Origin of the sequence: Dactylosporangium vinaceum (assembly GCF_019904175.1) — a bacterium.
GTDB lineage: Bacteria > Actinomycetota > Actinomycetes > Mycobacteriales > Micromonosporaceae > Dactylosporangium > Dactylosporangium vinaceum.
The window spans coordinates 906,367-922,049 of sequence record NZ_CP061913.1 but is presented as its reverse complement, the minus strand read 5'-3'; the positions used below and the strand labels follow the sequence as shown (position 1 = coordinate 922,049).

At 68.7% G+C, this 15,683-nt stretch carries 11 protein-coding genes; 1 reads left to right on the top strand and 10 read right to left on the bottom strand.

Features of this window, described 5'->3' with window-relative positions; genetic code table 11:
• Positions 1-22: 22 nt before the first annotated feature.
• From Dvina_RS04285 to Dvina_RS04245, 9 genes are all read right to left on the bottom strand, one after another.
• The gene (locus Dvina_RS04285; protein WP_223101060.1) at positions 23-2,623 is read right to left on the bottom strand and encodes an ATP-binding cassette domain-containing protein; all 2,601 of its coding nucleotides are present in this window, start codon (positions 2,621-2,623) and stop codon (positions 23-25) included.
• A 138-nt stretch (positions 2,624-2,761) separates the two neighbouring features.
• Positions 2,762-3,976 (bottom strand): OmpA family protein, encoded by a 1,215-nt coding sequence (locus Dvina_RS04280; RefSeq protein ID WP_223101059.1) that lies wholly within the window; start codon positions 3,974-3,976, stop codon positions 2,762-2,764.
• 23 nt (positions 3,977-3,999) lie between these two features.
• Entirely contained in the window at positions 4,000-4,674 is a 675-nt protein-coding gene (locus Dvina_RS04275) for a hypothetical protein (protein WP_223101058.1), read from the bottom strand.
• Positions 4,675-4,837: 163 nt separating this feature from the next.
• Positions 4,838-5,254 carry a hypothetical protein gene (locus Dvina_RS04270; RefSeq protein WP_223101057.1) on the bottom strand — a complete coding sequence of 139 codons (417 nt, stop codon included), beginning with the start codon at positions 5,252-5,254 and terminating at the stop codon, positions 4,838-4,840.
• 1 nt (position 5,255) lies between these two features.
• A complete protein-coding gene (locus tag Dvina_RS04265) occupies positions 5,256-5,966 on the bottom strand; it encodes a hypothetical protein (RefSeq protein WP_223101056.1) in 711 nt (236 codons plus the stop codon).
• Between the two features lie 48 nt (positions 5,967-6,014).
• Positions 6,015-6,743, bottom strand: coding sequence for a neutral zinc metallopeptidase (locus tag Dvina_RS04260; RefSeq protein ID WP_223101055.1), 729 nt, complete (start codon positions 6,741-6,743; stop codon positions 6,015-6,017).
• A gap of 185 nt (positions 6,744-6,928) precedes the next feature.
• The gene (locus Dvina_RS04255) at positions 6,929-9,811 is read right to left on the bottom strand and encodes an AfsR/SARP family transcriptional regulator (RefSeq protein WP_223101054.1); all 2,883 of its coding nucleotides are present in this window, start codon (positions 9,809-9,811) and stop codon (positions 6,929-6,931) included.
• 142 nt (positions 9,812-9,953) lie between these two features.
• The gene (locus Dvina_RS04250; RefSeq protein ID WP_223101053.1) at positions 9,954-10,688 is read right to left on the bottom strand and encodes a hypothetical protein; all 735 of its coding nucleotides are present in this window, start codon (positions 10,686-10,688) and stop codon (positions 9,954-9,956) included.
• A 22-nt stretch (positions 10,689-10,710) separates the two neighbouring features.
• A complete protein-coding gene (locus tag Dvina_RS04245; RefSeq protein WP_223101052.1) occupies positions 10,711-11,715 on the bottom strand; it encodes a tetratricopeptide repeat protein in 1,005 nt (334 codons plus the stop codon).
• A 266-nt stretch (positions 11,716-11,981) separates the two neighbouring features.
• Between Dvina_RS04245 and Dvina_RS04240 the strand changes: the two genes are divergently transcribed.
• Positions 11,982-14,834 carry an AfsR/SARP family transcriptional regulator gene (locus Dvina_RS04240; RefSeq protein WP_223101051.1) on the top strand — a complete coding sequence of 951 codons (2,853 nt, stop codon included), beginning with the start codon at positions 11,982-11,984 and terminating at the stop codon, positions 14,832-14,834.
• Between the two features lie 10 nt (positions 14,835-14,844).
• Here the strand turns inward: Dvina_RS04240 and Dvina_RS04235 are convergent, their stop codons facing one another.
• Positions 14,845-15,570: an NUDIX domain-containing protein gene (locus Dvina_RS04235; protein WP_223101050.1), complete on the bottom strand. Its 726-nt coding sequence runs from the start codon at positions 15,568-15,570 to the stop codon at positions 14,845-14,847.
• Positions 15,571-15,683 lie beyond the last annotated feature (113 nt).

Sequence of the window (15,683 nt, the reverse complement as noted above, 5' to 3'; positions counted from 1 at the left end):
TCGGACGTGAACAGGCGACGCGTCAGCTTGGGCGGCGAAGACGGCGGCGCAGGACGGTGACGGCCGCGGCGAAACAGGCGACCGTCAGCAGGCCGAGGACGGCCAGGTCGAACAGCCACTGACCGGAGGTGTGGCGCCACAGCTCGTCGTGAGGCGCGGTGAGCCTCGCAATCGATCGCAGGTCGCTGGACGCAGCCACCGCGGCGAGGCCCCATCGGTCCGGCAGCACCACCGCGAGGCTGCTGAGCAGCCGATTGCCGGACATGTCCGAGGTGATGCCGTTGAGCGTGATCTGCGCAATTGCAGCGACGGTCGTCAATGCCACCGCCTGTTCCGAGCGCCGGGCAACGGCCGAGATCAGCAGGCCCAGCGTCATCGACGCCATGGTCAGCGCGGCCAGCCCGGCGAAGAGCTCAACACCGCCGGTTGCAGCGAGCTGATGGGCGGGGCCTGGACGGAATTGCAGAAAGACCACCGTCACCAGTGCGGCCTGCAGCATCGCAATGGCGGCGAACACCAGAAACTTGGCGGTCAGCAACGCCGGCACGCTCAGCCCGGTCCGGTGCTCCCGGCGGATGATTTCGTACTCGGTGACCAGGTTGCTATAGGTCAGGGCCTGCCCGTTGAGCATGGACAGCGTGGTCAGCAGGCTGATTGCGGTCAGCCCGGGCTCCTTGTCCCCGGTCGGCACGCCGAGCCCGTCGGCGCCGGTGACGAGCGCGGCGAGCCAAGCACCGACCGCCGCGATGACGAGCGGGGCGGCGGCGACCAGCACCGCCCGCAACCGGTCGCGACGGGTCGCCTCGCCCCGGTTGCGGGTCAGGCCCTGACTTCGGATTAGGACGAACTGCCGATGGATCAGCACCGGCAGCTGCCGGGCCGCGGCCAGGCCGGGCCAGGGCCGCCGGATCGCACGGGCCGTGTCCGGCAGTGCCGCCGCCGCGTCGGCAGCCTCCCGGCTCGCCTCACCGACAGCCTGCCCCTGCTGGTATGCGGCCGCCAGCGGCTCAGCAGCAGGTCCCGCCAACAGCTGCATGAGGTCGGCGTATGAGCCGACACCCAGGGCTCGCCGCTCACTGCGTGGTGGACCGTAATAGATCGGAAGACCGTCCCGGGCGAGCACCAGCACCAGGTCCGCGAGGTGCAGATGTTCCGGGGCATGAGTGATGACGATGACGGTCCGGCCGCCCGCCGCGTAGTCCCGCAGCGACCGCATGACCTCGCGATCGCGGTGGGCATCGAGGCCGGAGGTCGGCTCGTCGAGCATGAGCAGGTCGGGCTCCGACAACATCTCCATCGCGATCGACACCCGCTTGCGCTGTCCGCCGGACAGCGTGCTGACCAGCCGGTCGAGGTGTCCCGTCAGATCCAGGCCGGCACAGATCCGCTCGATCCGGCGGTCCCGGTCGCCGTGGTGAGCCGCGACTGCAGAGCGTAGACGATCGGCATATCGAAGCAGGCCACGGACGGTCAGCGTGTGATACATCGCGTCGTCCTGCGGCACGTAGCCGAGCATCGTGCGGATCTGCTCAGCGTATTGGCGCAGATCGAGCCCGCGGAAATACAGCGAACCCGCGGATCGGGCCACGTCGATCTCACCCAGCAACGCCTTGAACAAGGATGACTTACCCGCGCCGGACGGCCCGATGATCGCCACCAGGGTCCCCTCGCGCTGCACGAACGACATGTGGGCCAGCCGGCCGGGTGAACTCAGGTCGTGGACCACGAGTCGGCACCGGCCGAGCGCGGTGACCGCCACCGCCGCGCCGTCGTCGGTGATCCGGTAACGGCGGTCGACGAAGTCGAAGTGCTCGCCCGGCCGCAGCAGCACCGAACGGACCGGGCGGCCGTCGACATAGGGCCCGTGCCCGTGCCCGTGGTCGCGCAGTCGGACGCCCTCCGGCTCACGTGTCAGCGTGAAGTGCCGCGCCGCCACACCGTAGCCGGTGACACGGACGTCGGACGGCGGAGTTGCGGAGCCGAAGGTGATCGAAGACGCCTGCAGCGGAATGAGGGTGGGGCTCGGCTGCTCCTCCTCGATCGGGTCGTCCGGCGGCAGCGGTCGGGCCGGCATTTGTCCGGGCACCGTCTCGCCGTTGAGCAGGATCGGCAGCGCCCAGCCGGGCACGCTGGGATCGAGCACACCGAGCACGGAGTTGACCCATTCCGATTGCGGGTGGGACCGCACCAGCCGGCGCCGATATGTGGCGAGCCGCCGGTGCGTGTGTTCGTGGATTCGGCGCACCCGGACTCGGGCCGCGTCCAGGTGCCGTTCCTCAGCCTCGATCGCGGCCGCGAGGCGCTCCCGGGCCGCGACCAACTCCCGCTGCGCGGCCTGTGCTCCGGTGAGTGCGACCGCCCGGAGACGGCGTTGCTCACGCCGCCGCCGCAGTCGCACGAGCGTCTCGCCGTGGCGTTCCTCGCCGGGACGCCGGGCGTTGAGCTGCTCCGACGTCAGGGGCACCGACTGCGCAGCGACCTCCCGGTCGGCCCGGGCCAGGCGATCGCGGCAGCCGAGCTCCGCCTCACGGGCACGCTGGGCCAGTTCGGTCGCTTCCCGGCGGCGGCGCAACAGCATGAGGTACTCGTGATCGAACGCCTCCTGCGCGCGGCGGATCAGCACCTCACGATGCGACGTGGTGACCCGGTGCGGCCCCCTGCCCGGCACCTTCGCCGGTATGGCGGCCGTGCCGTCCCGCCAGCCGTGATACCAGTCGGCGAGCCGGGCGAACAGTCCGTACCGTACGGGTCGCACTGCGGCCTACCGCGTCGACGGGCAGGTGAGCTTGACGACGACCGTCCGATTCCGCGCGGCCGGCCCGGGCATCAGATGACCCTGACCGTCAATGTCGGGTTCCCGGCCCGGCCACTCGTTGCCGACGCCGCCTGTCGTGATCCGATCCGCCGGCACACCGAGCTCGACCAGCACACTCTTCACCACTTCGGCTCGCTGGACCGACAGTCTCAGCCTGCCCTCCCGGGTGCCGTCGGTAGCGGTTGTGCCGATCAGTTCGGCGTGCTGCCGGCCCTTCAGCATCAGATCAGCCAGCTTGCTCAACTCCTGACGGGCCGCGTCGCGGTTGACGAACTCCGCCTCGTCTGGCTTGAATCCCACCCACCCGTCGTTGGCGAGCGTCGTCTGCCCGCAGGGGACAAATATCGGCTTGGCGGGCGGAATCACCTCGGCTACCGGCGGCAGGTCGCCGCTCGCCGCCTTGGCCGCGCTGGAACCGTCGAACACCGACACACACGCTGCACCGGCCGCGGTGGCGATCGCTCGCCACAGCTCGATGACCCGGTCGTGCGAGGACTGATCGAGTGCCGGTTGGGGAGCCACCGTGGCGGCGAGCCCGCCCAGCAGGACGTTACGACCCTGCAGGGTCGGCAGCTGCCGGTTGTCTTTCAAGAACTGGACGACCTCCGCCGGATCGGCACTGAGCAGACCGTTGCGGAAGTCCAGGGGCTCTTTTGTTTGCAGTCCGGAGTCCACCAGCACCACGGTGCCGCCCTCACCCGCGGCCTGCCCCGCGAGGCTCAGGGCTTGCAGGGGGTCGGCCTGTGGCTCCTTCGCACGGACCTTCTCGAACTCGGCGAACATGCCCGCCACGAAAGCGTCAGTGTCCTTCTTGATCTTCGCCTTCGTCTTTGCCTCCGACGTGAACGACTGGGCCAGCACACGGCTCGGTGCGCCATCCACCCGCAACACGGTGATCGCCTTGCCCTCGCGCATGCTGCGTTCCAGCTGGTCGTGCACGGCCTGCGGCAACGCCGGGGCGGCGCTGTTGGCGCGGGCGCCGAGCGCGATGGCGACCGGGGCGGGATCGGTGGGGCACGGCCTGTCGCCACCGCCCCCACCGTCTTGCGCGGAGGGTTTGGCCGGCTGGGCCGCCTTCGACGCATCGCAACCGGCGGTGGGCATCAACAGGGCAATCAGCACGAAGCCCGCAATCGCCCAGCGCTGCAGTGGGTGTTTCATGGCAAGGACTCCTTCTGTCGCGGTCAGGGCAGCGAAGGCCGGGATGGCGGCGGCTGGAACGGATTGCGATCCGGTTCGAACAGGGCATCGGTGAGCGCAGGGTCCGCGGCTCGCTGCGCGATCACGACCCGGGCGTACTGCTTGAGCTCCTCGGCCATCGCCCAGCGCCGGTAGCGCTCTTCGGCGAAGGTCCCGTCGGCCGCGGCGCGCAGCGTCTCCTGCAGGCGCCGGTTGCCGGTGGCCAGCTCGAATGCCAGCGCACCCGTGGCGGCCTGTCCAGCGGCCCGGGCCTGCTTGCGGCGAGCCTGCCGGAACGCCGCGTACGCCCGGTTGTGCGACAGGTAAGCGCCGACCGCCGCTACCAACCCGGTGCCGAGGTACAGCGCGGCAAGCATCACCGCGGTCGGCGTGACGTGCAGGCCGGGCACATCGGCGGCAGCAGGCGCGTCGTCGGTCCGGATGACCGGACCCGTGTCGTTCTCGGCGGTGAGCCGCACGTAGAACGCGGTGCATCCGAGTCCGAACCAGACCACTAGGCAGATCCAGGCGACGAAGCCGCGGACCCATGTCAGACCAGCTTTGCGGTCACGCAGCATCGTGCCTGCAACGTGCGCCAGGAACAGCACGGTGGCGGTGAAGCCGAGCACGACGGCAACCACGTAGGGCTCTTCCGTCTCGTCACCCATCGCGATCGCCACGACCTGGTAGAAGGCGCCGACGTCGGCCGCCGCAGCCAGTAGCAGGGCACCGATGTGCACCAGTGCCCCGCGGGAACGACCGGCGACGAGTGTCGGGTCGTCGTAACCGTCGCCGGGCCGACCGGTCCTCCCTGAGGGTCGAGGGTCGGGCTGCAGAGTCACGTCAGTGCCTCGTTCCTGGTGTTTCGAGCGCTTCCTTGGCTGCCTCGTATGCGCGGTTCAGGTCCACCAGCGCGCGGTACCGGTGATGGCTGAGCACGACCTGCCGCGCCAGCAACGCATCGGCGAGCGCCAAGTGTCGTTCGACGGCGACGCGATAGGCCGCGTGCTCCGAGACCAGGTCGGCGATCCATCGCTCGGCCCACGTGTTGATCAAGTTGTCCAGGACATGGCCGGTTGCCTCGTCGACGGCCTCCGGGGCCAGCCCGCCGACCATCCGTTCCAGCTCGGCGCGGAACGGTTCGAGGTCGACCGGCGTGGGCGCGAACGCGACCGGCTCGGGCAGCGGCACCAGCATGGCCCGGCTGAACAGCCGGGTGATCAGCAGCTGGATCGAGGTGGGTATGGCGAAACGGGCCATCTCAGGCACCTCCAGGAGGGAGCGGTCGATCACGCGCCCAGTCGGGCAGATCCGGTCCGGCCACGGCCAGCTCGGTGTTGAGCCGAGGGCCGTCCGGGTGCGACAGCACGAGCTGCCGCCAGTAGGCGTTGATGCGCCGCAGCGCATGCTCGTTGATGCGCCGCACCCGGGAAGCGGCGACGTCGTGCAGCAGGGGCAGCGTCGCCTGCAGCTCACCGAGCTGCTGCACCAGCCGATCGTGCTCCTTCGACGCATTCGCGTGCTCCCGCAGCGCCTTGGCGGCAGCCTTGGTGTGCTCGGCGAGCCGGCGCTGCCGGACCAGCGCGTCGCTTCGGTCTCCCTCGGCGGTGCGACGCTCCAGCAGATCCTTGTCATCCAGCGGCACGCTCGACTGGTCGAGCTTCAGCGTGGCTTCGTCGAGTCGCCGGCGAGCCGCACCGAGGTCGGCGGCGGCCTCCTGCTCAGCGGCGGCCAAGGCCTGCCGCTGCCCTAGGAAGAGCAGCCGCTCCGCCTCGATCTGGTCGGCTGCCCGATGCCTGAGCGCGGCGATCGTCGGGGTTGTCACGACCGGATCCGTGACCGGCTCCCCATCGGCGACGACCACGGGCAGATGCTTGTGGCCGTCCCGAAATCCGTGAAACCAGTCCGCGAGCCGCTGATGGGGCCGGTACGGCACGGGCGGGGCCGGGCGAGCCGTCCACTGGCGGGTCACCTCCGATCTGCTCACGTTTACTCCTGATACGCGTCGGGGTCAGGCGGCTCAGAATTTGGTGGTGCAGGTGCCGGCGGAGGTGAAGTAGCCGGCGAAGAAGGCGGCTCGCCGTTCCAGCGCGGCGCCGTGCGCCCCGGCATCCAGCCAGCCGACACCCTCGCCGTCACCGACCGTGGCGATGCCGTTGAACAGTTCTTCCAGGTCGCCGTCGTCGAGCGTGAGCCGGTGCTCGTCCACCGAAGTGCCGAGGTAGGCGCCGGCGAAACAGTCGGCCTGCAGCTCGTGTTGGATGGTGTACGAGGAACTCAGGTCGAGTTGCAGCTGTGCGGCGTGGGCGTATTCATGGCCGACCAGGAAGTAGACGAACGTGTCGCCGATCTGCTGCCACTGCGTCCGCAGCCAGGCGGTGTCATAGCCGATGAAGTCGTTCGGGCCGCCGCCGCAGTAGGCCGCGTTGCGGGCGCCGAGCTTCTCCTGGCCGCACTTAGGACCGTTGCCGCTGGTGTACGGCACGATTCGCGACACCGGCCGGAAGGTACGCCCGTCCTCGGCGAAACGCTCCTTCCAGAACTCGACGACGGTCGCGAACGCGACGTCGAGGTCGTGCTCATAACTCTTCGGCACCGCGCTGTTCGCAGCGGCCGCGGAAGGCGACGGCGGCCGCCCGGTGGGCGTTCCGTTCGCAGCGGAGGGCTTGCCCGCGGAGGATGCATTGCCACCGGGCTCGGTGCCAGCATTGACCGGATCGCAGGCAGTGAGCGTCAGCGCCACGAGCACGGCGCAGACCAGTCGCAGGAGCGTGCAGCGCATGCGGAGACCTTTCGCGCAGATCGAGGGACGCCACGTTCACGAGGTGTCTGCGACCCAGTCTCGGCGGCTCTGCTACCACTGCTCTGCCTGTGACCTACCGGTGCCCCGCCGGCCCACCCGGATCTGAACGCATCCGTAGCGGACCCGTGGGCTCACGACCGGAGCTTCGCCTTTGCCTGGTCGCAGAGGTAGCCCGCGTGGCCGGCGTCGAAGCAGTCGACTGCCCGCTGCAGGTGCTCGGCCCGTTCTCTGGGCTGTGACACCAAATCGGCCAGCGACAAATGGATCCGCCCCTCCAGGACAGCGTCTCCGCCGTGGTTGTGCGCCATCGTCAGCGCGGTGGTGAAGTACTGCCGGGCAGCCGCTGGTTCGCCGTCCAGCGCGGCGATGTCGCCGAGGCCGTGCAACGCCCGAGCGCTGCCGATGGGATCGACACCGACTGTCGCTTTGACGTACTGGAAGTGCTCGTTTGCCCGCTGCCGGAGGCCCCTGGCCAGCTGAGCTCGGCCGAGCCAATAGGCGCTCTGGGCCCGCAGCCGCGCCTCGCCCAACGCCCGGGCCCGGTCGGCGGCATCGGTGAGGTACTGCATCGCCTGCTCGAGGTCGCCGCGGTCAAGGTGACACTGGCCGATGTAACGCCGGGACTGCCATTGGCCGACCGCATCGCCGACCTGCTCGAAGTACTGCGACGATTCGGTGAAGGCTTCGATCGCCGCATCGAACCGGCCGCCGCGACGCAAATGGTTGCCGAGCGTGCGCAGCGCGATCGCCAGGCCGTGCGGGTCGTGCTCCTGCCGGAAATAGGCGACCGCGCGCCGCATGGCCGTCACGTCCGTCACTGCCGGCGAGCGGGTGTCGAGCACCGACGGCTGGCCCAGGATCATCAGCATCGCCGCCTCGCCTCGCCGGTCGCCCGCGGCCACGGCGGCATCCAGGGCCGTTACGTGCGTCGGAACCCAGTCGGCGAGGTGGCCTGTGACGTTGTGGTATTCGTGCGCGGTGAGACTCAGGTCCCAGCACAGCTCACTCATGCCGATCGCTGCGGTGTGCGCGATCGCCGCGGTCAGGTTGCTCCGTTCGGCCGCGAACCACACCATCGGTGCCACCTCGACAGCTCCGCGCGTGCGCGACGACACCTGCGGCAACAGCCGGTCCGGATGGATGACCTCGAAGTCGCCTCCGTAGATCCCGCGGTTCGCGTGTCTCGCGCAGGCGGCGAGCACGCCGTAGACCCGTTCGAGAATGTTGCGGCACGTGGCGTCGTCCAGCTCCTCCTGGGCCCGCTGGCGGGCGTAGTCGCGGGTGAGCGCGTCGAACCGGAAGCGGCCGGGTGTGACGACCCGAAGCAGGCCCGCCCGGACGAGCTGGTCCAGCGCCGCGTCGTGGTCAACCTCGGTGCCGAGAATCGCCTCGGCGCTCCAGCGGCCGAATTCCTCGATCGCGGTCAGGCCCAGACCGAGGAACAGCCGCACAGCCTCCGGACCGTGCCGCTCGAGCCCGGCGCCGATGCATCGCGCGACGCTCTTGCCTTGCCAGGCGAGCGTCCCGATCGGCTGCGCGGCGATCTGATCGGCAAGATCCGTGGTGCTGCGCCCGGGCAGGCCGCAGCGCAGCATGGCGGCGAGGTACACCGCGAGCGGCAGCCCGTCGCACAGTCCGGCGATGCGCTGCTCGGCGTCGAGCTCAGCCGGCGCGCTGGGTTCGCAGCGGCGCAAGATCAACTGAAACTGCCGTACAGCGTCAGCGACCGACAGCCGCTGCAGTTCGGCGATGTGGTGCGCACCCGCGACGCCCGGCAGCCGGCTCCGCGATGTGATGAGCACTGCGGAGCCCGGTCCGCCGGGGATGAGGTCGGACACCTGGAGCTCGTCGCCGGCATCGTCGAGAACCAGCAGGACGCGCCGCTCGGCCATAGTCGTGCGGAACAGGTCGAGCCGCTGCTTGTAGCCGTCTGGGATCTTCGGCGTGTGCAAAGCGTGGAGCACCAGCGCCATCGCTTCGGCGGCCGGCAAGGGCCTAGCCGACGTGCCGCCGAGCTCCAAATAGATCTGTCCATCAGGGAACTGCCTGGCCACGGCATGGCCGACCTTCTGAGCCAAGGTCGTCTTACCGATGCCGGGCGGCCCAGGGATCACGACGACCGGCGGAGCATCGCTCGCCGGCGGGGTGAGCAGCCACCGAATCTGGTCGGTCTCACGTTCCCGGCCGACGAAATCGGCCGGCTTCGGGGGGAGCTGCTTCGGGGGCCCGATGACGGCAGCGCTGCTGGCCCGGGCCCCGTAGACCTCATCGACGGCCGCGCCGTCGCCGGATGCGACCGCATACCTGAGCTTGATCAACTGCGTGTCGGGCGTGCGGCCGAGCTGCTCGTTCAGGACCTCCTTGTGACGGTCGAACACCTTGAGCGGCTCCGGCGGCGGATGCTCGGTGCGGAACAGGACGATCATGAGCAGCCGGCACAGCTGACCATCGGTGGGGTCCGCGTCGAACTCGGCCCGAAGCTGTTCCAGCACCTCGTCGCCGTTACCGCGGGCCAGTTCAAGGTCGGCGAGGCGGATCAGCGCCCGGCGCCGGCTGCGCTCGGGCGCGTCGCCGAGGATCTCGATGACGTGGTCGGCCACGCCACCGAACAGCCTCGTACCGCTCCACAGCCGGACCGCCGCCGCGAGCTCGGTCCGCTCGGTGTCATGGTCGCGCTGCTTGGCGGCGGCGTCGGCGGTAAGAACGTGCCGTTCGAAGACGAGCAGATCGACGAGTTGCGCAGCGACCTTCAGTTCATAGCCCTGGCCGTGATGGTTGACGACATCGCCCAGGTCAAGATCCTTGATCAACGCACGAACCGTCCCGGTGTACTTGTGGATCTGAGTCTCGACGGAGCGCGCCGAGGGCCACAGTTTCGCCAGGTCGGTGTTGAGCACCAGCCGGTTCGCGCGCATGACGAGCATCGCCAGCACTTGCTGGGCCTTCGGGGTCAGTGGCGGCGGTTGCGCGCCGTCAAGTGGGGCGATCTCAAATTTCCCAAGAACTCGGATCATCTGCGCGTGTCTCCGTCTCAATATCATGTCCGGATTTGACCCCCGCAGCAGGGAAATTACGTCCGTTGGCCACGCCCGGCTACCGATGGTCGTCTTGCTGTCACAGGTTCGGTAGCTTCACGGAAGGCTAGGATCTTCGTCGTTACCTGGTGTGACGGATTCCTGGCCGAGTGCTATCGAGCAATCCGCGCCACAGGTCGGCCGCATCAAGATGAACACGCTGCGTAATCTCTGGTGCCGGCGGTGCCCCGAAGTCCCAGGCGACCGCGAAGAGCCGCAGGCAGTAGTCGTACATCGGGCTCGGATTGCGGAAGACCAGGCATGGCGACGAGCGGGCGTGCTGGTGCGCAGCATAGGGCGTCAGGTACGCGACGCGGTCGGTGACAACCAGCCGAGCGGTGTGCGGTAGATCGTGCAGCCGCAGCTCGACCCGCTCGAGGCGGGTCGCGTAAGTTGCGACGTAGTGGACGTTCGCGGTGACCTGAAATCGCAGCAGCTCTACACCGAAGCCGGGGTCATGACGGACAATCTCCTGCGCACGGCGGTCCAGCCAGACGGCATCCGGATGCGGCAGCAACACCTGCACCGACTCGATACGCGCCCCGACATCGCGCCACATGGGTTGGAACGTCTCGCGGGTGATCTCGTTGCCCCGGCCGGCCATGACCTTGACCCATCGCGCCCGTTCGAGGTCGGCCTGCAGCCTCGCGCCGGCGAGTCGCTGCTGCCGGTGCACCTCGTCAATCCCGGCGTCGGAGATGACCGACAGCCTGCGCATCAGCCAACGCCGTCCACCCGCGGTGCGCAGCCAGCTCAGCGCCACGGCGATGACGGAGGTAACCATCGAGGTTGCGACCCCCACCATGAACTCATGCATGGCGTTCCTTCGCTCAGAGGTATTAATGTCTATTAGACATTAATACCGGAGATCGTGTCAACGATCGCCTCCGCAGCGATTGAGCGTTGTACCGCCACCGGGGTGAGTACGCGTACCGCAGAAGCGTCGCGGCGGCGGCCAATGCAACCACGGGGCCCATAGGCAGAAGTCCTGGCACGAACTCGGACACCACGCGGGCGGTTCCACCGGACAACGCCACGGCGAGCAGCAGAGCCGCGAGCGTCGAGCCGGCGTACAGCTGATCCCAGCGAAACTCGCGCCGGGCGTTGCGTTCCACACTGACCCCGACCTGGTCGACGAGTGCACGCACCTCTCGGCCGTGCGCGAAACGCGCGGCACGGTGTAGCCTCAGGCGCATCTGCTTGATCTCACGAGCGCTGGTGATCAAGTACCAATCGCTACGCCCAACTGCCGGGATGCGTTCTGCGGCCTCCACTAGGGCGAGCGCCAGCCGGTCTCGGATGGCGGCGTCTCCGGCGGTGCGGGCGTTGAGGGAGCTGAGCACCTCGACCGCCGCGTCGGCCGCGCCGGCTCGGGTCAGCACGGACGCCATCCCGAAGCACGGGGCCGGCTCGTCCGGTGCGAGTCGACGGGCCTGTTGATACGCATCGAGCGCGGCGTGCCAATTGCCGAGATCCTCGAATACGCCACCCATCGCGACACGGTGGTCGGCGACATTCGGTTCCATCCGGATCGCTCGGGCCAGATCGAGCAGCGCCTCCTCCGGACGCCCGAGCGCGGCGTGGGCGAAGGCACGTATCCGCCACGTCTCAGTGGTCCCGGCCACTGTGCTCGTATCCGAGCGGGTTATCGTCGCCTCCAGCGCGGCGTGCGCGGCCGTTCGATAGTCACCACGCCGGGCGGCGATTCTTGCCCGGCGCAGCCAGATGCTTCCGGTCTGACGACCGAAAGGATCGCCGACGGTGTTCGCACTTGGAATCCTGTCTAGCGGGTGGGGCACGTTTGCACCTCCGGAATCGCACGCCGTTTGGCTGTCGTCGCTCACGGTGAGTTTGATGACAATTGACACAACGGCGTCTACCGCAGACCTTCCGGCGACGCCGACCTACCCGATATGCGAACTCCAGCGACCCGATATCCGCTACGCCACGGTGCTTCTCGTAAGTACTGTGCGTAGCTGGGTCGACAGTCAGCGATCTGTACGCCACGGGGGTGGGCGGACGGAGCACAGACACCATGATGTATCGAGTCCTTGGCGAGCCGTGCCTCGCCGACGGCGCCGTACCAATGCCGACTGGTCATCAGCGCGGCGTGCTGCTCGTGCTGATGACGAGCCCCAACCGCATCGTGCAGATCGACGACATCAAACGTGCCGTTTGGGGCATGACCGACGTGCAGCCCGTACAGCTGCACAAACAGGTCGCGCACAACCGCAAGCTGCTGCTCGCCGCCGGCCGGGACGACATCAAGACCTACAACAACGTGGGCTACGAGTTGCGTGTCGAGGCGCGCGATCATGACTTGCTCTGGTTTCAGCATCTCGTGCTCGAGGCCGCCCGGGACGACGTCAAGGGCACCAGCCGGGCCGTGGAGCTGCTTCGCGAGGCAGTGCGACTGTGGCCCCAGCACTCATCCGCCGACGTCAACGCGTTCGGCGCAGACCTGCGGTTCAAGCGGGTCCGTGCGATGACGAAGCTGTGCGAGGCGGAGTTCACGCTCGGCCGCTACGACGAGGTCCTCGACGACCTGCTGCCGGTTGCGGAGGCCAATCCCACCGACGTGAGGTTGCGATTCCTGTTGATGCTCGCGCTGTATCGGGTCGGGCACACCGCCGAGGCGCTGATGGCGTGTGACCGGCATCGGGCGGCCCTCGAGCAGGACACGAACTCGTCCACCCTCGATCCGCGGATCCGCACGCTGGCGTACGCGATCAGCAAGGGGGACGTGGCCGCGATCGACAAGGCAGAGGGCGTTGCCAGCACGGCGGCTGCATCGGCGTCCGCCCCGAGTCTGGTCGTTCCACGGCAGCTCCCCGCGGACCTGACGGACTTCGTCGGCCGTTCCGCGTTCATCGAGACCATGACCGGCCTGCTGCAGGCCCACGGGCGCACCGCTCCCGCGGTCGTGGTTCTGGCCGGGCGTAGCGGCATCGGCAAATCGACGCTCGCCGTGCACGTCGCGCACAAGATTCGCGACGATTATCCCGACGGCCAGTTGTACCTGAAGCTGCTTGGCCCCGGCGAGCAGGCCGAAGAACCAGCTGAGATCATGGCTCAGGTGCTCCGCACGTTCTCGGTGCCGGTACCCGACCGTCACGAGGAACGCGCCGCCGCATACCGGACCCTTTTCGGCGGCCGACGCATGTTGATCGTGCTCGATGACTGCCACGGTGAGGAGCAGATCCGCGATCTGATTCCGGGTGAACCCGGTTGCGCTGTGATCGTCACCGGCCGCCGCCGGCTGACCGGGCTCACCGGTGCGCACCATCTGGCGCCGCTGCCACCACTGGCGGCACATGAGGCCCTTACGCTGTTTAAGCAGCGGGTGCGTGCGTCCGGCATCGATCCGGATACACATCCAGAAGAAACGGCACGCGCGGTCGCCCTGTGCGCAGGCGAGCCGTACGCGATCGCGATCATTGCGGCGCTGCGTGGACGGCACGACGGGCTCGGCCCGGAGGAGCTGGTCCGGCGAATCACCAACGAACGGCTGCCGTCACTGACCTACGGCGATCGCAGCGTCGATCGCAGCATCGGCGCCGGGCTGCACGACCTCGGCCCGGCAGCCCGGCGGCTGTTTCACGCGCTGGGCTTGCTGCGCCTGCCAGACTTCGGGCTGTGGACGGTCTCGGCGGCCCTCGGCGACGGCACCGACCCCTACGAGGCGGTGTCCGGCCTGACTCAGCTGGACCTACTCCAGGTCGACGACTACGGCCGGTACCGCTTCTACGACCTGACCCGCGAATATGCGAACCGGCACGCCACCTATCTGTTTCCCGATGCCGGCTCCCGCGAGCGTGTGTTCGACCGCGTGTATGGCAGCCTGCTGACAATGGTGCGCCGTGCACATGGGCGCATCCATGGCGGCGACTTCGAGACCGTCCACGCCGACCTGCCGAACCTGTCCATCCCGGAGGAGTTCACGGCCGCCGTCGACCGGGCACCGATGCGGTGGCTCGAAGTCGAACGCGCCAACCTGCGCGCCGCAGTCCGGCACGCCGCGGACCTCGGCCGGGCCGGTCTGGCGTGGGATATCGCCGCGAGCGCACACGAGTTCTACACAATCTCCGGCTACCTCGACGACTGGCAGGCCACGCACCTCGACGCCCTCCGTGTGTGCCGGGCCGCAGGTGACGGACGCGGTGAGGCGATGCTCATCGCCGCACTGGGTCAGCCCGCATACGCCGCCGGCGGCCGGGCCGGGGTGTCCCGCGCCCCCCAGCTGGCCAACGCGGTGCGTCGCTTCCAAGAGCACGGCGATCGGCACGGTGAAGCAATCGCCCGGCGGACCCTCGGGAACGCCCTGCGTCGATCGGGAGACCGGCTGGCCGCGATCGAGCAGTTCGAGACGGCCGAGGCGCTCTACCTTGCCTGTGGCGACCTCGTCGGCCGCTGGCAGGCGCTGCGTTACGTCGGCCAGACACACCTGGATGGAGGCGATCCAGCCGCGGCGCTGGCAATCCTTCGGCGGGCTGACGCTGTTGCCGCCACCGTGCCGAGTCTGCGCGTCCTCGCCCAGAGCGCGTACTGGCTCGGCCGGGCCTACCTCGCCGCGAACCAGGTCGAGTCAGCCCGGCAGCAGTTCCACCGTGTGCTCGCAACCATCGAGGACAATGACGTAATCGGCCGCGCCTACAGCTATCACGCTCTTGGCGACACGGCGATCGCCGCGGCCACATCAACGCAGGACCAGACGGCGGACTCGATGCGAGCCGAAGCCTTCGAGCACTTCGAGACCGCGCGAGAGCTGGCCCAGCAAGGCGCCGACGCCGTCCTCGAGGGCAGGATCCTCACGTCGATGGGTGAGGCCTACGCCGCCGGGGGCGAGATCGGGCAGGCCGGCCGAGCCCTGATCCGGGCCGAGGTCTGCTTCCGCAGTGGAGATGCCGTCTATCTCGAGGATCGGGCTCGCACGGTCCGGGAACGGCTCGGTGTGCAGGGCTGACAATGTGGCGTCAGTCCTCTCCTTCTGCGGACCGCAGGATAGGCGGGTAGAGCCGCTTGGCCGGACCGGCCCGATACAGCATCGCCGGCCGGCCGGGCTCGCGGCTGGCCCGCGTACCGACGGGCTCGAGGAAGCCGTCCGTGCGAGTCACCTTCCGGTTGAAATTGCGCGGGTCCAGCGGTCGATCCCAGACCATCTCGTAGATGGCACGCAGTTCGCCAATAGTAAAGGTTTCGCCGCAGAACTCGGTGGCGATGGTGCTGTGCTCCAGCTCCTTGGCTGTCTCCTCGAGCGCCAGCCGCAGGATGTCGTCATGGTCGAACGCCAGCGAGGCGCCGGCGGTCAGCAGCTGGCGCACCGGCCGCAACGCCGCCGCCGTCGCGTCGGAGCCGGCTTCGGGCGGCGGCAGGTTGGGCGCGATCGCGAGATAGGGCACAGTGACGATTCGTCCGCGTGGATCCCTGTCGGGCGCGCCGAAAACCTCCAGTTGGCGCAGTGGCAGCTTCTCGCCGTCCAGGCGGGTCTCCTCCCACAGCTCACGGACCGCCGCCTCGTAGACACCTTCGCCTGAGCGGAGGAATCCGCCAGGCAGCGCAGGCGACCCACGGAACGGCTCGTTGCCCCGCTCCACAATCAGCACCTGCAGGTCACCCCCATACACGGTCAGGATCACCAGGTCGACGGTCAGCTGGAGCTGCTCGTGTGCGCGGTCGCGGCGGGTCTTGTTGGTCGGCACACCGGTAGCCTACCTAATCGTCAGTCTGACATGAATGGGTCGTTCGCAGGTAGCATGACGGAAGGTGGTGCATCGAGACTGAACGACGCCGGCCGTCGTGGCTGCGCGTCCAG